Origin of the sequence: Salinicola corii (assembly GCF_008298015.1) — a bacterium.
In the GTDB taxonomy this organism is placed as follows: Bacteria; Pseudomonadota; Gammaproteobacteria; order Pseudomonadales; family Halomonadaceae; genus Salinicola; species Salinicola corii.
In genome coordinates, this window is the sequence record NZ_VTPX01000010.1 from 90,477 (window position 1) to 108,838 (window position 18,362).

The window sequence follows — 18,362 nt, forward strand, 5'->3', positions numbered from 1 at the left end:
GGTCCTTAGCAGTCGGTCATTTCGGTGTCGCCGTTGCCGCCGAGGGCGAACGAGCGAGACGGCTGGTCGGGTGTGTTGTCGAGGGTGGTGTAGAGCTCGTCGAGCCTGGCGCTCGTCTTCCGGTGGGCGTCTTTCAGCTCGGCGAACGCCTCGGCGGTGGGTCGTTTGGCGAGCTCGTCCTCGAGCGCGGCGTGCTTCTGGACGAACAGGCCGAGCGTCTGCTCGAGATCACCCCGGAACACGGCGAACCCCTTGTCGGTCTTCGCGTCGTGACGCTTGAACAGCGCCTTCACGCTGTCGAGCAGCGACGGGCCGGTGTCGGCCGGTGGCTCGATGGTCTCCGCGAGCTCCAACTCGAGGGCAGCCGAGAAGAAGTTCTCGGGGCGGGTCTTCTTGCCCGTTAGCGGCGAGTCTTTACCGGCGCCGGCGCTGAACTGCAGCATCTCCGTACCCAGCGATGCCGGCGTGTTGGTGACGGCCAGGCCGACAAGATACGGCTCGCCTGTGTCCGCGAAATCCGGATCCACTTCCATGGACGAGTAGACTTTCTGGCGCGCCTTGATCATCGCCTTGAGTTCGTCGGTGGGATCGATTTCGGCGAACAACTGCAGCTTGCCCTCGTCGTTCTTCTCGGTTTTCAGCGCCGTGACATCGCCGTAGGCCTTGAAGGGGCTATCCGGCAGCACTCCCTTGATGTGCTCGAGGTTGATTCGGCAACCGTAGGTCTTCGGATCGAAGTTCGCGGCCATCTTCTCCAGCCAGTCGGCGGGGATCTTGCGGCCATCCATCGTGGCGCCTTCGGTGGCGATAACGTGCCAGGGCATGTGATTTCCTCAGCGGGTGAGCGGAGCGGTGTCGCTGTCTGTGCAAAGTGCGATCAGGTTCCGCGTGCCCGGCTCAGTCCTCAACGCGCGCGGTCTGTAAGACGTCCGCTTACAGACGCCAGCCCATTCGAGGGATCGCGCGCGCGGATAGGCTGGCCGCATGACGACGACAGCCCCCGACACACTCGACTCCCCACGACTCACGGCCCGCCATCTCTATTGGCAGGGCTGGCGCGTCGCGCGCATCGCTGAATTCCTCGAGATGAAAGCGGCCACGGTCCATAGCTGGAAAGATCGCGACGGCTGGGAAGAGGCGAGCCCGACCCAGCGTGTTGAAGGCGCACTTGAGGCGCGTCTGGTCCAACTGATCGGCAAGGAGCGGAAGGGGAACGGAGATTACAAAGAGATCGACGCCCTCGGGCGGCAGATCGAGCGCCTGGCGCGGGTTCACAAGTACGCGGAGACGGGAAGAGAGGGTGACTTAAACCCGAAGCTCGCCGCGCGCAACGCGGGGGAGAAGCGCAAGCCGAAGCGCAACGCGCTGACGGAGGAGCAGTTCGAGGCGCTCGAGGCGGCGTTCTTCGAGTCGCTGTTCGACTACCAGCTCATCTGGCACGCGGCCGGCGAAAAGCATCGGATCCGCAACATCCTGAAAAGCCGCCAGATCGGCGCGACGTTCTACTTCGCCCGCGAGGCCATCGTCGATGCGTTCAAAACGGGGAAGAACAAGATCTTCCTCTCGGCCAGCAAGGCCCAGGCTCACATCTTCAAGAACTACATCATCCAGTTCGTCAAAGAGACCTGCGACGTCGAGCTGAAAGGCGACCCGATCATTCTCGACAACGGTGCCGAGCTCCACTTCCTCGGCACCAACTCGAAAACCGCCCAGGGCTATCACGGCGACGTCTATCTCGATGAATACTTCTGGATCCACGGCTTCGAGCAGTTCCGGAAAGTCGCGAGCGCGATGGCGACGCACAAGCAGTGGCGGCAGACCTATTTCTCGACGCCGTCATCGATCGCGCACGAGGCTTACACGTTCTGGACCGGCGAGCGGATCAACAAGCGGCGCAAGAAGGCCGACCGGGTCGATATTGACGTAAGCCACGCCGCGCTCGCCGCCGGCGCGCTGTGCGGGGATCGCCAGTGGAAACAGATCGTGACGGTTCACGATGCCGAGGCCGGCGGGTGCGATCTGTTCGATGTCGAGGATCTGCAGTTCGAGTACAGCGCCGACGAATTCGCCAACCTGTTCGAGTGCGAGTTCGTCGACGACAGCCAGTCGGCGTTCCCACTGGGAACGATGCAGGGCTGCATGGTCGATGCCTGGGAGGCCTGGGAAAACGACTACCGGCCATTTGCGCCCAAGCCGGTCGGCGACCGGGGTGTGTGGATCGGATACGATCCGACCGGCCGCAACGAGGACGGTGATGGTGCCGGGTTGGTCGTGGTGCTGCCCGCGCGTTCGGCGGGGGAGAAGCATCGGATCCTCGAACGTCACCGGCTCAAGGGGCAGGACTACGAGGACCAGGCGGCGTTTATCCGCACGTTTGCCGACCGCTACGAGATCGATCACATCGGTATCGACACCACCGGCATCGGCGCGGCCGTGGCCGAGCACGTCGAAAACTGGTTCCCCACCGCCACCCGTTACCACTACACCGCCGAGCTCAAGACCTCGATGGTACTGCAGGCCCAGCAGATCATCCGCAAGGACCGGCTCGAGTTCGACGCCGGCTGGGTCGACCTGGCGCAGTCGTTCATGGCGATCAAGAAACAGCTTACGGCCAGCGGCCGACAATTCACCTACGTATCGGGGCGTAACGCGCAGACCGGCCACGCGGATCTCGCGTGGGCGACGATGCATGCCCTCCACTTCGAACCCATCGACGGCCCGGCCGGCGAGACCAGCGAATCCATCATGGAGATGTACGAATGACCCCGACCGCCAAGCCGCGCATGCGCGTTCCCGCGATACTTTCCAACGCGTCCGAAACCACGCGAGAGGCCAACGCGCCCGAAACCGCGCGCGATGTTAAGTCCCATCAGTCAGCGGGCGTCGAGGCGTTCTCGTTCGGCGATGCCGAGCCGGTGACCAGCCTGCGCGACGTGTTCTATGGGGGTGTCTATCTGTCGCCGAACGAGTGGTACGAGCCGCCGGTGCCATTCGACGTGCTGGCGAAGAGCTACCGGGCGACGGCGCACCATGGGTCGGCGCTGCAGGTGAAGCGCAATATCCTCCTGCGCACGTTCATCCCGCACCCGCTGCTCAATCGTCAGACGTTCAGCGCGCTCGCGCTCGATTACCTCGTGTTCGGTAACTGCTACCTGGAAGAGATCCGCGGTCGCCTGGGGCGTCTGCTCGACCTGCAGCGCCGGCCGGCCAAGTACATGCGGCGTGGCGCGGAAACGAATCGCTACTTTTGGGTGCCGGACTGGGTCAACAAGACCGAGCTACCCGCTGGTCGAACGATTCACCTGCTCGAGCCCGACATCGACCAGGAGGTCTACGGGCTGCCCGATTACCTGGGCTCGCTGCAGTCGGCCTGGCTCAACGAGAGCGCGACGCTGTTCCGCCGGCGCTACTACCTCAACGGCTCGCATGCCGGATTCATCATGTACGTGAGCGATCCCGCCCACGACAAGAAGGACATCGACGCCATGCGCACCGCGCTCAAGGAGTCGAAGGGGGTCGGCAACTTCAAGAACCTGTTCATGTACTCGCCGCACGGCAAGAAGGACGGGGTGCAGATCATCCCGGTATCCGAGGTCGCTGCGAAGGACGAGTTCTGGCACATCAAGAACATCACCCGCGACGATCAGCTCGCCGGCCACCGGATCCCGCCGCAGCTCATGGGCATCATCCCCAACAACACGGGCGGGTTCGGTGACTCGGAGAAGGCCGCTCGCGTCTACGTGGCCAACGAACTCGAGCCGCTGCAGCAGATCATGCTCGAGATCAACGAGCGGGTAGGGGAAGAGGTTGTGAGGTTTCGGCCGTATTCGCTGGAGACCTCCCAAGCCGACGTGCCTCCAATCCGGTAGCCAAACCCGACATTGATAGCCACCCACCGGGCGGCATTTTTGTGCCCATGCGACGCATCGGGTGGCCAGTCAGTCGAGCAGAAATAGAAAGCCGGCCCATACGATGGTGACTGCGCAAGCGAAGTGCGAACCCGCATAAACACCAACGGCAACGTTTTTGAGCCAACGAGGTGCATCGCGGACAGCACGCTCTCGGTCACTTCGGCCATGGAATACGTGGCGGCGGTACCAACCCGTGTTGCGTAGCAGGATGATTCGGCCATAGGAGGCCAAGCGGTTGAAAGAGATCGGGAGCCCTTGGAAAAATTGCTCGTCGGTAGGCATGAGAACGCCAAGTGCCTTATCAGCTTTCGCAATGATCATTGGCGCCAGGATGGCCCCGACAATGACCTGGATGAAGCCGATGACGATGATCGTGGCACCACCGAACACAAAGACGATCCACGGTAGCGACCCATTCACTGACTTTCTCCCGCGCCATCATCCCCGTAAATTACCTCGTAGATCACTTGGCCACCTTTGTGACCGATAGCTCTGCCAGCCTCTCCACCGCCATATGCGCCAGCGCCTGTCATCACGATGCTGCAAACCAGCCTGCCGGCGGGATGGAGTCCAATCGCCAGGCATGCTGTGCGGCTTGCGGTTCCGGCGCCCCCTGCACCCCCAGCGGACAGCAAGGTACCGGTAACCAGGCCGCCGTACTCTTCCAACTGAACTTGACGACAGGACTTGGATGCAGCCACTGAATGGCAGGCCTGTTGAACTCGAAGTTCGGTGGAAGTGACATCAAGGCCTATACCGATGTAAGTAGTCACATCCAAGGTACTGGCGACCGAACCAGCTCGCTGAATGCCTTCGGCGACAGTCGGGATATGGAATTTTGGGAACCCTTCGAAGGCTTGAGCAACGCTGTGAAGCGCTTTATCCGAGGCAACGCCTATCTTGGCTTTCAGTGCCTGAGCCGACTCGGACAACTCGAACGCTCTATCCATGAATTGCCGGGCCGGGGCCTCTATGGCCGATAGGAGTCGCTCGCCCTGGGCCCGGACGTAGCGCTCTCCTCGATCCAAAGCGCCAGCTAGACCATCGAGGGCTTCGGCGGAAGCATTCTTGAGAGGGCCCATTGCGGATGCTGTAAGGCTAACCTCGGTCGCGCGGTCTCCCAGATCGTCCGAAAGCTCGAGTACGGCCTCCCAGTTGACCATCATCGTTTCGGCCTGTGCGGGCTCCAGTCTCTGAACCGTTTGCTGAGCCAGACGCGCTTGATCCTGCAATTGCTGCTCTTCGACCATGCACATTTGGTTCTCAGGATCGCTGAGCACCACGATGGAACCGGGCAGCACGTAGTCTGAAAGATGAGTGTTGAGGCGCGCGAACATGGCATCCACATCGGGCGAGGGGGAGGGCAGCAGTTGATCCTTGATCTCGTTTCGGTATCCGGCCTCCCGAACAACGTGGAACCCAGGCGCGATTTGAGATTTTTGTTCCTGGTCGCGCTTTGCCTTGGATTCGGCGGCCAAAGCCTGTTCACCTGCTGACAATGGCTGGTTCGCGCGTGCTTCAGCTTTTTCGTCGTGGAGCATGTGATAGCCCATCGACATCGAAAGCAATCGGGCACCGCAGGCTGTGCGGCATCCGTGGAACGCCACTTGCTTGCCGTTTACTCGGATGGTGGGATGCCCCTCGACGATAGTGGTTACGCCGTTATGCCCATCCTTTGGGCAAGTCACCTTATCGCCCACACATGCCACTGCTTTGCCATCCACTGTGTAATTCTGTTGACCCGTGATGACTTTTCCGCCGTGGCTAGTTGGATCACCTACCTGGATGATGCCGTCGCCTGGGTTGAACATTCGCTGTCCCTTATATCTGCCCGCTTCGTATCGTCAGCGGTAGGCCGCTTCCGTTCAAGAGCTGGACGTAAGGTGTAGCGAATGTCTTACAAGGCGTGTGGCTAGCCGAGGCTATTGGGCCATCAAGCCGCGCGATCAGCACCCCGCCCCGCCCGCGCGCTAAATGGGTCGAAAATTACGCACCTCTGCAGCAGGGCGGAAGTCGCGCCAGCGCTGGGCGCGGCAGCGGTTATAACGTGCCGAATTTTTATGCGGATTTCTGCGTTTTTTAGGGTGGTTTGTGCACGAGAGGTTTTTGGCTGGCTCCGGCGAGGCGGGGCAGCGGTTCCAGCGCACAGATGCAGCCGATCCACTTGGAACCTATTTGGAACCTAGACGAATGCGCAAAGAAAAACCGCCACGAAGGGATTTCCTAAGTGGCGGTTTTTGCGGTGTTTTGTGGTCGGAATAGCAGGATTCGAACCTACGACCTCTGCCTCCCGAAGGCAGCGCTCTACCAAGCTGAGCTATATTCCGATCAAATCGTCGATTCGTGCCATCTGGGGCTGTTCGACGGAGGTGAATTATACTCATCAAAGGGCGTGGTGCAACCCTGATCGTGCCGCCTCTTAGACGTCGCGCTCGACAGCCACGCGCGTCAGTGTTTCCATGCTGTCCCGATAGGGGCTCGGCGGCAGGAGCTCCAACTGTGCACGGGCCTTCTCGGCCATCTCCTCGGCGCGACGCTGGGTGTAGTCGAGAGCGCCGGTTTCGCGCACGATCTCCAGCACGTCCGCCAGCCGTTCCAGGCCTCCGTCGGTGATCGCCTGACGGATCAACTCGGACTGCTCCGGCGTCCCCTCGCGCATGGCATGGATCAGCGGCAGCGTCGGTTTGCCCTCGGCGAGATCGTCGCCCACGTTCTTGCCCATGGTGTCGGCGTCACCCTGATAGTCGAGCAGGTCGTCGACCAGTTGGAACGCGAGCCCCAGGTAACGGCCGTAGAGCTGCAGCGCCTGCTCCTGCTCGGCATTGGCGTCGGCGAGAATGGCGCCGCTGTGGGAAGCCGCCTCGAACAGCATGGCCGTCTTGCCCTGAATGGTATCGAAGTAATCCGACTCTCCGATGTCGGCATTGCCGATGTTGGTCAGTTGCTGGACTTCGCCCTCGGCGATCACGCAGGTGGCGCCGGAGAGTACCTGCATGATCCGCATCGACCCGACCTCGACCATCATCTGGAACGAGCGCGAGTAGAGAAAGTCGCCGACCAGCACCGAGGGCGCGTTGCCCCAGGTATCGTTGGCGGTAGCCTTGCCGCGTCGCCGGCTGGACTCGTCGACGACGTCGTCGTGCAGCAGCGTGGAGGTGTGCATGAACTCGATCAGGGTCGCCAGGGTGATGTGTTTGTCACCAGGGTAGTCGAGCGCGCGCGCCGCGAGGAGTACCAGCAACGGACGCAGCCGCTTGCCGCCACTCTCGATGATGTACTGGCCGATGGTCTCGACCAGCGGGATTCGCGACGCCAACTGATCGAGAATCGTACGATTGACGGCGGCGAAGTCCTCAGCCACCGATGCATGGATGGATGCAGCGTTGGATTGCATGGTCGGCTTGTCAATGAATCGGGTGGGGCCGCTCTGAGTCGGGCCGAGAGAGGCGATGTGAGGGGGTATGCTAGGTGGCGCCTACAGGTGCGTCAACCGACGAGGCGCGGCGACGGACCCGCGTTTCGCGCCGGCGCCGACATCGGTGGATGTCAGCAACGCGTCGGTACCGCAAAGGCTTGCCTGATTTGGCTGCAATCGTTATAATCCGCCGCCCAACTCATCATGCTCCCTGTCAGATGGTTGCCGGAAGGGGCACCACTCGACGCAGGTCGATGAAAGAGCGATTCGTACCGATGAGCTTGGCCGACGAGCTTCGGCTCCAAAAGCCCTGGAGAAAGAGTTATGTACGCTGTTATCAAGAGCGGCGGTAAGCAATACCGCGTGCAGGAAGGTCAGACACTCAAGCTCGAGAAGCTGGAAGTGCCGACCGGCGAGACCCTGGAGTTTGATCAGGTCCTGCTGGTCGCCGACGGTGACGACATCAAGGTCGGCGCACCGTTGGTCGGCGGCGCCAAGGTGTCCGCTGAAATCGTTTCTCACGGCCGCGGCGACAAGGTGCAGATCATCAAGTTCCGCCGCCGCAAGCATCACATGAAGCGTCAGGGCCACCGTCAGTGGTTCACTGAAGTCAAGATCACCGGAATCTCCGCTTAAGCGGGACATTCCCCCAGAGAGAGGTATTCGCCATGGCTCATAAGAAGGCCGCCGGTAGTACGCGCAACGGTCGCGATTCCGAATCCAAACGCCTGGGTGTCAAGCTGTACGGTGGACAGAAGGCTACGGCCGGCAACATTATCGTCCGTCAGCGCGGCACCAAGTTCCATCCGGGTAGCGGTGTGGGTATCGGCAAGGACCACACTCTGTTCGCACTGAATGACGGCGTCATCAAGTTCGAGCAGAAAGGCCCGAGAAACCGCAAGTTCGTGAGTGTAGTCTCCGCCTGAGACGTCACGGACCTTGTATGAAAAGCCCCGCTCAGGCGGGGCTTTTTCGTTGTTGCGGCAATATCATGTGGTATCCACGCGCGCGGCGCTCGCCGCCGGGAGAGTGACATGCAGTTCGTCGATGAAACCTCGATCACCGTCGAAGCCGGCAGGGGCGGTAACGGCTGCCTCAGCTTCCGGCGCGAAAAGTATGTGCCCAAGGGCGGCCCCGATGGCGGCGACGGCGGCCATGGCGGCAATGTCTACCTGATCGGCGATGAGTCGCTGAACACCCTGATCGATTTCAAGTTCCAGCGCTTCTACAAGGCGCAGAGCGGCCAGCAGGGGCAGGGGCGCCAGATGAGTGGCAAGGCCGGCGACGACCTGCACGTCAAGGTGCCGGTGGGCACCACGGTGATCGACGAGGACACCCTCGAGGTGATTGCCGATGTCACCGCCGAGGGTCAGGTGGTGCTGGTGGCCCAGGGTGGGCGTCGTGGACTTGGCAACATCCATTTCAAGTCCTCGACCAATCGCTCGCCGCGCCGGACCACGCCCGGCACCGATGGCGAGCGGCGCAAGCTGCGCCTGGAGATGAAGGTGATGGCCGACGTCGGCCTGCTGGGAATGCCCAACGCCGGCAAGTCCACCTTGATTCGCGCGGTCTCCGCGGCCAAACCGAAGGTTGCCAACTACCCCTTCACCACGCTGGTGCCCAACCTGGGGGTGGTCAAGCTCGGCACGCACGAGCACTTCGTGATGGCGGACGTACCCGGGCTGATCGAAGGGGCCTCGGATGGCGCCGGGCTCGGGCTGCGCTTTCTCAAGCACCTGACCCGCACGCGTCTGCTGCTGCATGTGGTCGATGCGGCGCCGTTCGACGAGTCCGATCCTGTCGTCGCCGTCGAGGCAATCGCCCAAGAGTTGGAGCAGTTCTCGCCGACGCTGGCGGAGCTGCCGCGCTGGCTGGTGATCAACAAGCTCGATCTGCTGCCGGCGGAGGAGCGTGAGGCGCGGGTGGCGGATATCGCCTCGCGGCTCGACTGGCAGGGGCCGGTGTTCCGGATTTCGGCGATCTCCAGCGACGGCACTGGCGAACTGGTGCAGGCAGCGCACCGCTGGCTCACCGAGCAGCGGCAACTGGAGAACGACGACGAAGAGGCCGCGGAGCGCGAGCGCGAGATGCGCCGGCGCATGGAGGCCGAGTCGGTGGAGCGGGTTGAGGCGCATCAGACCCGTCTGCGCGTCAAGCGTGGCGAAGTCGTCGAGGAGTTCGACGATGACGACGACGATCATGACGTCGAGGTGGAATACACGCGTTGAGTCAACCGTGGGTCGGGGCATGTCGGGCGGAGAGTGAGATGGCGACGGATGAACGCATGGGGCGCGGTGTCCTCGAGGGCGCGAAGCGGGTCGTGGTCAAGATCGGCAGCGCGCTGCTGACCAACGATGGGCGCGGGCTCGACGACGCGGCCATCGGTGGCTGGGTCGACCAGATGGCGGAGCTGCATCGTCGCGGCGTCGAGGTCGTGCTGGTCTCTTCCGGCTCCATCGCCGAGGGCATGGTGAGGCTGGGCTGGCAGACGCGACCGACCGCCGTGCATGAGCTGCAGGCTGCCGCCGCCGTCGGCCAGAGCGGCCTTTCCCAGTGCTATGAAACGCATTTTGCTCGCCACGACCTGCGTAGCGCCCAGGTGCTGCTGACCCACGACGATCTTTCCAATCGCAAGCGCTACCTCAATGCACGTTCTGCACTGCGCACGCTGGTTCAGCTCGACGTGATTCCGGTGATCAATGAAAACGACACCGTGGTCACCGATGAGATTCGCTTCGGCGATAACGATACCCTGGGGGCGCTGGTCGCCAATCTGCTCGAGGCCGATGCCTTGCTGATCCTCACCGATCAGGAAGGCTTGTTCGATGCCGACCCGCGTCACAATCCTGGTGCCAGGCTGATCAGCGAGGGACAGGCCGATGATCCCGAACTCGATGGCGTCGCCGGCGGTGGCGGCGTGCTGGGTCGTGGCGGCATGGCCACCAAGCTGCGAGCTGCGCGGCTGGCCGCGCGCTCCGGTGCGGTCACGGCGATCGCCAGCGGGCGCCAGTCTTCGGTGTTGACCCGGCTGCTCGAGGGCGAGTCGCTGGGGACGCTGCTGCACCCCGATCACGCGCCACTGGCTGCGCGCAAACGTTGGCTTGCCGGACAGTTGCAGGTGCGCGGTACGCTGACTTTGGATGCCGGCGCGGTCAACGTGTTGCGCTCTCAGGGGTCGAGCTTGCTGCCGGTTGGCGTCAAGCAGGTGCAAGGGGCTTTCCGACGTGGCGACATGGTGGTGTGCGTCGATGAACGGGGAGCGCGCGTCGCCAAGGGGTTGGTCAACTATTCGAGCGTCGACGCGATGCAGCTCGTGGGCCAACCCAGCCGGCGCATTGCTGAAATCCTTGGCTACATGGAGGCTCCGGAGCTGATTCACCGCGATAATCTCGTCGTGATTTGACACGACGAGCCGTGACGGTTGCAGCTGGATCACGCTCGGGCCTTGTGATAGAATCCCGCATCCTCTCAGACATGGCCCGTTAAGACTGCCCAAAACGCAGTCGAAAGTGGCCCCGAAGCGTTTCTCGTTCGGGTACCACTGAACATTCGGCCGAATCATTCAGGGTTGCCTGAAGCGGTTTCGAGGCTGTCCTGGGTGATTTAACTTACAGAATTGACTGTCAACATCTCCAAGGAGTCGACGGTGGCGAATACCAAACAGGCGCGTAAGCGCGCACGTCAGGCGGAAGACCGCCGCAAGCTCAACGCAAGTCAGCGTTCCATGGTTCGTACCTATATCAAGCGGGTGATCAAGGCTATCCAGTCTGGCGATCAAGCGCAGGCGAACACCGAGTTCAAGGCCGCCCAGCCGGTCATCGATCGCATCGCCGACAAGGACGCCATGTCCAAGAAGAAGGCCGCGCGCATCAAGAGTCGCCTGAACAAGCGAATTAAGGCGCTGGCTGCCTGAGCCGGACGCGCTTGACGAAAAACCGGCTTCGGCCGGTTTTTTTGTGGCCTGCCATCCATGGCGGCCACCCTGCGGGCCGTCGCTGCGCGACGCCAAAAATCGCTCCCGGCGATTTTTTGTGGCTGCCTTCCGTGACCTTCGTGTCGAGGTCGCGGCATCGAGACCGCCGTACGGGTAGCAAAGTGTACGATGACGGATTCCTGAACTGAGCGACAGCGTGTCATGAGCGAACAGCATGAACCTGCGGACAACACGCCGGACAAGGAGTCGATAGCCGACACCGCGGCAGTGGATACGGCGACCCCGGTCTCTCGCCGTGGGCTGCTACGCTCCGGCATGGTTGTCAGCACGATGACGCTGCTGTCACGCGTGCTCGGCCTGGCAAGGGACGTGGTGATCGCCGCACTGTTGGGCGCTGGTAGTGGTGCGGATGCTTTTTTCGTGGCGTTCAAGATCCCCAACTTCATGCGCCGCCTGTTCGCCGAGGGGGCGTTCAACCAGGCTTTCGTACCGGTGCTCTCGGAGTACGCCACCCGGCGTACGCGCGCGGAAGTGCGCGAACTGCTCGATGCCGTCTCCGGCAGTCTCAGCGTCGTGCTGGCGTTGATCACGGCACTCGCTATCGCCGCCGCACCTTGGCTCGCGTGGCTATTCGCGCCGGGTTTCCAGTCCGATCCGGGCAAGCTGGCGCTGACGGCGGAAATGTTGCGACTGACCTTTCCGTACTTGCTGTTGATCTCGTTGACGGCCTTTGCCGGTAGCGTGCTCAACACCTGGGAACGCTTCGCGATACCTGCCTTTACGCCGGTGCTGCTCAATGTCTGCCTGATCGGCGCGGCGGTCTGGCTGACCCCCTGGATGGAGGATCCAGCCATGGCTCTGGCCTGGGGGGTCCTAATCGCCGGTGCGGCCCAACTGTTGTTCCAGCTTCCGTTTCTGGCCCGGCTGGGACTGATGCCGCGCCCGCGGGCGCGGTTCAGGCACCCCGGCGTCCGGCGCATCTTGCGTTTGATGACCCCGGCGCTGTTCGGTGTCTCCGTTTCGCAAATCAATCTGCTGCTCGATACGGTGCTGGCGTCGTTCCTGGTCTCCGGCAGTGTCTCCTGGCTCTACTATTCCGATCGCCTGGTGGAGTTGCCGCTGGGGGTTTTCGGGATCGCCATCGCCACGGTGATTCTGCCGGCGCTTTCCAAGCGCCATGCCGGCGAGTCCCGGGAGCATTTCGCGCGTATGCTGGACTGGGCGCTGCGAATGGTGCTGCTGATCGGGTTGCCGGCCGCGCTGGCGCTGATATTGCTGGCCGAACCGCTGCTGGTCAGCCTGTTCCACTACGGCGCGATGACCGACCACGATGTGGTCATGGCCGCGCGCAGCCTGCGGGCCTATGCATTGGGGCTGCTGGCGTTCATGCTGATCAAGGTGTTGGCACCGGGCTACTTTGCCCGTCAGGACACCAAGACGCCGGTCAAGATCGGCATCGTGGCGATGTTCGCCAACATGGTCATGAACCTGGCACTGATCGTGCCGCTGGCGCATGCCGGGCTGGCGCTGGCCACGGCACTGTCGGCGTTTCTCAATGCCGGGCTGCTGGGGGTGGGACTGCGCCGTCAGGGCGTGTTGAGATTCCAGCCCGGCTGGGGGCGTTACGCCATTCAGGTCGTCGGCGGCTGCCTGCTGATGGGGGCCGCGTTGTGGTGGTTCTCGCCGGACTGGCACACCTGGGTGACCTGGAGCGCGCTGCATCGTGCCGGGGTTCTGACGGCACTGGTGATCGGCGGCTCGGTCATCTATTTTGGCTGGCTGGCGCTCAGCGGCATCCGACTGAGAGACTTCCGCCTGCACGGCTGATAGGGGAGAGACCCTTGTTTATACTGATGCTCTTCGAGGCAACACGGTCCGTGCTGAAACGGGAACAGACTCTATGGAACTGATCCGAGGCCTGCACAATCTGCCGCCCGGGAGTCCCGGCGATCGGGAAGGGGACATGCCCGGCTGCGTGGCGACCATCGGCAACTTCGATGGGGTGCATCTTGGGCACCAGGCGATTCTCGAGCAGTTGCAGGCGCTGTCCCGGTCGCGGGCACTGCCGGTCACGGTGGTGATCTTCGAGCCCCAGCCGCGCGAGTACTTCGCCGGCGATCAGGCGCCGCCGCGCCTGACCCGGCTGCGCGACAAGGTCGCCCTGCTCAAGGCCCACGGTGCCGACCGGATCCTGTGTCTGCCGTTCAACGATGCCTTGCGCAGCCTCACCGCCCGGCAGTTCATCGAGCGGGTTCTGATCGACGGTCTGCAGGTGAAGCATCTGGTGGTGGGCGACGATTTCCGTTTCGGCTGCGACCGAGCCGGCGACTTCACGCTATTGCAGGCGGTGGGGCGCGAGTGCGGCTTCGCGGTCGAGCATACCCGAACCTTCACCCTCGACGACGAGCGCGTCTCCAGTACCCGGGTACGCACGCTGCTGGCCAGTGGCAATTTCTTCCAGGCCGCGCGGATGCTGGGCCGGCCTTACGGTTACCAGGGGCGGGTCGTCCGCGACCGCCAGCTGGGTCGCACGATCGGTGTGCCCACCGCCAATATCCCGCTGACCCGGCGACCCATGGCGCTGCGCGGGGTGTTCGCCTGCGCTACCCGGCTGGCGGATGGCGAGTGGGTCGCTGGCGCGGCCAATATCGGCTGGCGGCCCACGGTGGGTGCCGATCGGCCGATGCTGGAGGTGCACCTGCTGGACCGTGAGCTCGACCTCTACGGTGAGACGCTGACCGTCGTTCCCTGTGCCCGGTTGCGCGGCGAAGCCAAGTTCGACGAGTTCGACGCGCTGGTCGCGCAGATCCATCGCGATCTCGACAACGCCCGCCACTATTTCGCGCAGGCGGCGCGGCAGGCGGGCTCGTCGGTTTCCGAGCCGGGGCCGGCAGAGGTCGAGGCCGCAGCCAGCGGACTCTGTGCCGCCTCGTTGCCTCAGGCACGGTTTCCGCTCGCCTCGGCACCGCTGCCACCCGAACCGTCGAACCCCGGCGCGTCCGCGCACGCGGCGCCCACCGGTTCCGAAGACGACTGAACACAGCCGTGAGCGGCACGAATACAGCCCTGAGCGTTATGAACACAGCCCTGAGCGGCAAAAGTACAGCTTGAGCGCCATGACATCAGCCTTGAGCGCCACGACATTAGCCCCGAGCGGACCGAAAAAGCCATGAGCGACTATAAGCACACGCTGAATCTGCCCTCGACCGACTTCCCCATGCGCGGCAACCTGCCGGCGCGGGAGCCCGGCCGAATCGCGCAGTGGAACGATATGAACCTCTACGCCAAGCTGCGTGAGGCGCGTCGGGGGCGCGAGCGGTTCGTGCTCCACGACGGTCCTCCCTACGCCAACGGCAGCATTCATATCGGTCATGCGGTCAACAAGCTGCTCAAGGACTTCATCGTCAGGTCGAAGAACCTGGCCGGCTTCGACGCCCCCTACGTGCCGGGCTGGGACTGTCACGGGCTGCCGATCGAGCACAAGGTCGAGACCACCCACGGCAAGCACCTGCCGGCGGACGAGGCCAGGGCGCTCTGCCGCGAGTACGCGGCCGCCCAGGTCGAGGTGCAGAAGGAAGGCTTCGTGCGTCTTGGTGTCCAGGGCGACTGGGACAATCCCTACCTGACCATGAATTTCGCCAACGAGGCGGGCGAGATCCGGGCCCTGGCCGAGATGGTCAAGGGCGGCTACGTGTTCAAGGGACTCAAGCCGGTCAACTGGTGCTTCGACTGCGGCTCGGCGCTGGCCGAAGCCGAGGTCGAGTACCAGGACAAGCAGTCCGACGCCATCGACGTCGCCTTTCCGGCGGTCGACGATGCCGCGCTGGCGGCGGCCTTCGGACTGGATTCGCTGGCCAAGCCGGCGGCGGCGGTAATCTGGACCACCACGCCGTGGACCATCCCGGCCAACCAGGCGATGAACGTGCACCCCGAGTTCGTCTACGCCCTGGTCGACACTGGCGAGCGTCTGCTGCTGCTGGCCGAGGAGCTGGTCGAATCGAGCCTGGAACGCTTCGGCCTGAGCGGCGAGATCATAGCCACCGCTCCGGGCGAACGTCTCGATCGCATCGCTTTCCGCCATCCGCTGGCGGCGCTCGCGAGCGGCTACGACCGGCTCTCGCCGATCTATCTGGCCGACTACGTCGAACTGGGCGCCGGTACCGGTATCGTTCACTCCTCGCCCGCCTACGGCGAGGATGACTTCCACACCTGCCGTGCCTACGGCATGAGCTTCGACGAGATTCTCAATCCGGTGCAGAGCAACGGCGTCTATGCCGACGATCTGCCACTGTTCGGCGGCCAGATGATCTGGAAGGCGAACCCGCAGATCGTCGCCAAGCTGGAAGAAGCCGGCGCGCTGATGGCCCACGACCGGATCACCCACAGCTACATGCACTGCTGGCGCCACAAGACGCCGGTCATCTACCGGGCCACGGCCCAGTGGTTCGTGGGCATGGATCTCGGGGGCGCCGATGGCCGCACACTGCGCGACAAGGCGCTGGCCGGCGTGGATACCACCGATTTCATCCCCGGCTGGGGCCAGGCGCGTCTGCACTCGATGATCGCCAATCGTCCCGACTGGTGCATCTCGCGTCAGCGCAACTGGGGGGTGCCGATCCCGTTCTTCCTCGACAAGGCGAGCGGCGAGCTGCATCCACGCACCGTCGAGCTGATGGAGGAGGTCGCCACGCGCGTCGAGCAGGAGGGCATCGAAGCCTGGTTCAAGCTCGAGCCGAGCGAGTTGCTGGGTGACGAGGCCGATGCCTACGAGAAGGTCACCGACACCCTCGACGTCTGGTTCGATTCCGGCACCACCCACTGGCACGTGCTGCGCGGCTCCCACGCACTCGGCCACGAGCAAGGACCGCGCGCCGATCTCTACCTCGAGGGCTCGGACCAGCATCGCGGCTGGTTCCATTCGTCGCTGCTGACCGGCTGCGCCATCGACGGCCATCCGCCCTACAAGGCGCTGCTGACCCACGGTTTCACCGTCGACGAGAAGGGCCGCAAGATGTCCAAGTCGCTGGGCAACGTGGTCGCGCCGCAGCAGGTGATGGACAAGCTGGGTGCCGATATCCTGCGGCTGTGGGTGGCTTCCACCGACTACTCTGGAGAGATGGCGGTCTCCGACGAGATCCTCAAGCGCACCGCCGACGTCTATCGGCGGATCCGCAACACCTCGCGCTTCCTGCTCGGCAACCTGACCGGCTTCGAGCCAGGTCGCGACGCCGTGGCCTTCGACGACATGCTGGCGCTGGATCGCTGGGCGGTGGATCGCGCCGCCGAGCTGCAGGCGCGCATCCAGCAGGCCTATGCCGACTATCGATTCCGCGACGTCTACCAGCAGGTCCACGACTTCTGTGCCCGGGACATGGGCGGTTTCTACCTCGATATCATCAAGGATCGCCAGTACACCACCCAGCCCGACTCGCTGGCACGCCGCAGCTGCCAGACCGCGCTCTATCATATCGTCGAGGCGCTGGCGCGCTGGGTCGCGCCGATCCTGTCGTTCACCGCCGAGGAGATCTACGAGAACATCCCCGGCGAGCGGGGCGAGAGCGTGCATCTCGAGACCTATTACGACGGGCTGAGCCAACTGCCTGAAAATGCCGAGATGGGTCGGCAGTTCTGGGAACAGGTGATCGCGGTCAAGCAGGCGGTCAACAAGCAGCTCGAGGATGCGCGCAACGCCGGCACCATCAAGGGTGCGCTGGACAGCGAGGTGACGCTCTACGTCGATGACACCTTGAATGCGCTGCTGTCCCGCTTCGAGGACGAACTGCGCTTCGTGCTGATCACTTCCGAAGCCACGCTGAAGCCGCTGGCGGAAGCGGGCGATGCCAAGGCCACCGAGCTGGAGGGCCTCAAGGTCGCGGTACGCATGAGCCCGTATGAGAAGGACGAGCGCAGTTGGGAGCGTCGGCCGGACGTCGGCGCGAACCCCGATCATCCGACACTATCGGCGCGCTCCATCGCCAACCTGCCGGATGGCCCGGGAGAGGTACGCCGTTTTGCCTGATTCCGCTTCCCGTCCCGCCACCGATCGGATGCACCGACCGCTGCGATGGCTATGGCTATCGCTGGTGGTCATCGTGCTCGATCTGGGCATCAAGGCGCTGGCCTCGGCGCATCTCGATTACGGTCGGCCGCTGGAAGTGCTGCCGATCTTCAACCTGACGCTGCTGCACAATACCGGTGCCGCCTTCAGTTTCCTGGCCGAACACGCGGGCTGGCAGCGCTGGCTGTTCGCGCTCATCGCCATCGGTGCGAGTATCGGTCTGACGGTGTGGCTGTCGAGATTGAAGCGCGGCGAGACGCTCACCGCGATCTCGCTGACGTTGGTGATCGGCGGCGCCATCGGCAATCTCTACGATCGACTGGTGCACGGCTACGTGGTCGACTATCTGTCGTTTCACTGGGGCGGCTGGTACTACCCGGCATTCAACCTGGCCGATACGGCGATCACGCTGGGGGCTGTCGGCCTGATTCTGCAGTCGCTGCTCGACTCGCGCCGACCGAGAATCTCTCATGCCGCCGACAAGGACAAACCTTCTTCGGCTGATAAATCTTCTTCGACTGATTCTTCTTCGACCAGAGGTGACTCATGAGCGGGAATGGCCACCAGCACGATCACGACTACCGCGTCGGCGACGGCATGGAAGTCACGCTGCACTTCACGGTGAAACTCGAGGATGGCGAGGTGGTGGACTCGACGCGGGACAAGCAGCCAGCGACGTTCCAGCTCGGCGACGGCAATCTGCCGCCGGGGTTCGAGGCACCGCTCAAGGGCATGGCGGCTAACGATACCGGTGCCTTCGAGATCTCCCCCGAGCACGCTTTCGGCCAGCACAACCCTCAGAATGTCCAGCGCCTCTCCCGTGACGCCTTCGAGGAGGCCGTGGAACCCGGCACGGTGATGTCGTTCGCCGATGCCGCCGGTGGCGAACTGCCCGGCGTGATCGCCAGCGTCGACGAACGCCATGTCGAGGTCGACTTCAATCATCCGCTGGCAGGGCGTACCCTGACCTTCGAGGTGGAGATCCTGGACGTGAAGCCCGCCACGACTCACTGAGCCGGTCCGGTCTTCATCACGACACCCGAG

16 protein-coding genes and 1 tRNA gene are annotated in these 18,362 nt (G+C 63.4%); 12 read left to right on the plus strand and 5 right to left on the minus strand.

Features of this window, described 5'->3' with window-relative positions; genetic code table 11:
* Positions 1–5 precede the first annotated feature (5 nt).
* Positions 6–824 (minus strand): GPO family capsid scaffolding protein, encoded by an 819-nt coding sequence (locus F0A16_RS16585; RefSeq protein ID WP_149436489.1) that lies wholly within the window; start codon positions 822–824, stop codon positions 6–8.
* A 160-nt stretch (positions 825–984) separates the two neighbouring features.
* Here F0A16_RS16585 and F0A16_RS16590 point away from each other — a divergent pair, with 160 nt between their 5' ends.
* A complete protein-coding gene (locus tag F0A16_RS16590; protein ID WP_149436490.1) occupies positions 985–2,763 on the plus strand; it encodes a terminase large subunit domain-containing protein in 1,779 nt (592 codons plus the stop codon).
* Positions 2,760–3,869 (plus strand): phage portal protein, encoded by a 1,110-nt coding sequence (locus F0A16_RS16595; protein WP_149436491.1) that lies wholly within the window; start codon positions 2,760–2,762, stop codon positions 3,867–3,869. Before F0A16_RS16590 ends, F0A16_RS16595 begins: the two co-directional genes overlap by 4 nt.
* Positions 3,870–3,938: 69 nt before the next feature.
* Here F0A16_RS16595 and F0A16_RS16600 read toward each other — a convergent pair whose 3' ends face one another.
* The 4 genes from F0A16_RS16600 to ispB form a co-directional block, all read right to left on the minus strand.
* Complete coding sequence (locus F0A16_RS16600; protein WP_149436492.1) at positions 3,939–4,331, minus strand: hypothetical protein; 393 nt, start codon at positions 4,329–4,331, stop codon at positions 3,939–3,941.
* Positions 4,328–5,722: a PAAR domain-containing protein gene (locus F0A16_RS16605; protein WP_149436493.1), complete on the minus strand. Its 1,395-nt coding sequence runs from the start codon at positions 5,720–5,722 to the stop codon at positions 4,328–4,330. The genes F0A16_RS16600 and F0A16_RS16605 overlap by 4 nt, the downstream gene beginning before the upstream one ends.
* Positions 5,723–6,161: 439 nt before the next feature.
* Positions 6,162–6,238 (minus strand) — tRNA-Pro (locus tag F0A16_RS16610).
* A 92-nt stretch (positions 6,239–6,330) separates the two neighbouring features.
* Positions 6,331–7,305 carry an octaprenyl diphosphate synthase gene (ispB, locus tag F0A16_RS16615; protein WP_149436494.1) on the minus strand — a complete coding sequence of 325 codons (975 nt, stop codon included), beginning with the start codon at positions 7,303–7,305 and terminating at the stop codon, positions 6,331–6,333.
* A gap of 345 nt (positions 7,306–7,650) precedes the next feature.
* Between ispB and rplU the strand changes: the two genes are divergently transcribed.
* The 10 genes from rplU to fkpB all read left to right on the plus strand — a co-directional run bounded on the left by rplU (position 7,651) and on the right by fkpB (position 18,332).
* Positions 7,651–7,962, plus strand: a complete 312-nt coding sequence (gene rplU, locus F0A16_RS16620) for a 50S ribosomal protein L21 (RefSeq protein WP_071230753.1) — start codon at positions 7,651–7,653, stop codon at positions 7,960–7,962.
* A gap of 32 nt (positions 7,963–7,994) precedes the next feature.
* The gene (gene rpmA / locus F0A16_RS16625) at positions 7,995–8,252 is read left to right on the plus strand and encodes a 50S ribosomal protein L27 (RefSeq protein ID WP_110603387.1); all 258 of its coding nucleotides are present in this window, start codon (positions 7,995–7,997) and stop codon (positions 8,250–8,252) included.
* A gap of 108 nt (positions 8,253–8,360) precedes the next feature.
* Positions 8,361–9,554: a GTPase ObgE gene (gene obgE, locus F0A16_RS16630; RefSeq protein WP_149436495.1), complete on the plus strand. Its 1,194-nt coding sequence runs from the start codon at positions 8,361–8,363 to the stop codon at positions 9,552–9,554.
* A 38-nt stretch (positions 9,555–9,592) separates the two neighbouring features.
* Entirely contained in the window at positions 9,593–10,729 is a 1,137-nt protein-coding gene (gene proB, locus F0A16_RS16635) for a glutamate 5-kinase (protein WP_149436496.1), read from the plus strand.
* Positions 10,730–10,972: 243 nt separating this feature from the next.
* A complete protein-coding gene (gene rpsT / locus F0A16_RS16640; RefSeq protein ID WP_110603393.1) occupies positions 10,973–11,239 on the plus strand; it encodes a 30S ribosomal protein S20 in 267 nt (88 codons plus the stop codon).
* A gap of 336 nt (positions 11,240–11,575) precedes the next feature.
* Positions 11,576–13,087, plus strand: a complete 1,512-nt coding sequence (murJ, locus tag F0A16_RS16645) for a murein biosynthesis integral membrane protein MurJ (RefSeq protein ID WP_239023862.1) — start codon at positions 11,576–11,578, stop codon at positions 13,085–13,087.
* A 73-nt stretch (positions 13,088–13,160) separates the two neighbouring features.
* Positions 13,161–14,297 carry a bifunctional riboflavin kinase/FAD synthetase gene (gene ribF, locus F0A16_RS16650; protein WP_149436498.1) on the plus strand — a complete coding sequence of 379 codons (1,137 nt, stop codon included), beginning with the start codon at positions 13,161–13,163 and terminating at the stop codon, positions 14,295–14,297.
* A gap of 132 nt (positions 14,298–14,429) precedes the next feature.
* The gene (gene ileS / locus F0A16_RS16655; RefSeq protein WP_149436499.1) at positions 14,430–17,279 is read left to right on the plus strand and encodes an isoleucine--tRNA ligase; all 2,850 of its coding nucleotides are present in this window, start codon (positions 14,430–14,432) and stop codon (positions 17,277–17,279) included.
* Positions 17,280–17,307: 28 nt separating this feature from the next.
* Positions 17,308–17,868 (plus strand): signal peptidase II, encoded by a 561-nt coding sequence (gene lspA / locus F0A16_RS16660; protein WP_149436524.1) that lies wholly within the window; start codon positions 17,308–17,310, stop codon positions 17,866–17,868.
* A complete protein-coding gene (gene fkpB / locus F0A16_RS16665; protein WP_149436500.1) occupies positions 17,865–18,332 on the plus strand; it encodes an FKBP-type peptidyl-prolyl cis-trans isomerase in 468 nt (155 codons plus the stop codon). The genes lspA and fkpB overlap by 4 nt, the downstream gene beginning before the upstream one ends.
* Positions 18,333–18,362 lie beyond the last annotated feature (30 nt).

Excerpts from the sequence above, each read along its gene's own strand:
- F0A16_RS16585 (WP_149436489.1), bottom strand. The coding sequence starts at position 824 with ATGCCCTGGCACGTTATCGCCACCGAAGGCGCCACGATGGATGGCCGC.
- F0A16_RS16590 (WP_149436490.1), top strand. The coding sequence starts at position 985 with ATGACGACGACAGCCCCCGACACACTCGACTCCCCACGACTCACGGCC.
- F0A16_RS16595 (WP_149436491.1), top strand. The coding sequence starts at position 2,760 with ATGACCCCGACCGCCAAGCCGCGCATGCGCGTTCCCGCGATACTTTCC.
- F0A16_RS16605 (WP_149436493.1), bottom strand. The coding sequence starts at position 5,722 with ATGTTCAACCCAGGCGACGGCATCATCCAGGTAGGTGATCCAACTAGC.
- ispB (WP_149436494.1), bottom strand. The coding sequence starts at position 7,305 with ATGCAATCCAACGCTGCATCCATCCATGCATCGGTGGCTGAGGACTTC.
- rplU (WP_071230753.1), top strand. The coding sequence starts at position 7,651 with ATGTACGCTGTTATCAAGAGCGGCGGTAAGCAATACCGCGTGCAGGAA.
- rpmA (WP_110603387.1), top strand. The coding sequence starts at position 7,995 with ATGGCTCATAAGAAGGCCGCCGGTAGTACGCGCAACGGTCGCGATTCC.
- obgE (WP_149436495.1), top strand. The coding sequence starts at position 8,361 with ATGCAGTTCGTCGATGAAACCTCGATCACCGTCGAAGCCGGCAGGGGC.
- proB (WP_149436496.1), top strand. The coding sequence starts at position 9,593 with ATGGCGACGGATGAACGCATGGGGCGCGGTGTCCTCGAGGGCGCGAAG.
- murJ (WP_239023862.1), top strand. The coding sequence starts at position 11,576 with ATGGTTGTCAGCACGATGACGCTGCTGTCACGCGTGCTCGGCCTGGCA.
- ribF (WP_149436498.1), top strand. The coding sequence starts at position 13,161 with ATGGAACTGATCCGAGGCCTGCACAATCTGCCGCCCGGGAGTCCCGGC.
- ileS (WP_149436499.1), top strand. The coding sequence starts at position 14,430 with ATGAGCGACTATAAGCACACGCTGAATCTGCCCTCGACCGACTTCCCC.
- lspA (WP_149436524.1), top strand. The coding sequence starts at position 17,308 with ATGCACCGACCGCTGCGATGGCTATGGCTATCGCTGGTGGTCATCGTG.
- fkpB (WP_149436500.1), top strand. The coding sequence starts at position 17,865 with ATGAGCGGGAATGGCCACCAGCACGATCACGACTACCGCGTCGGCGAC.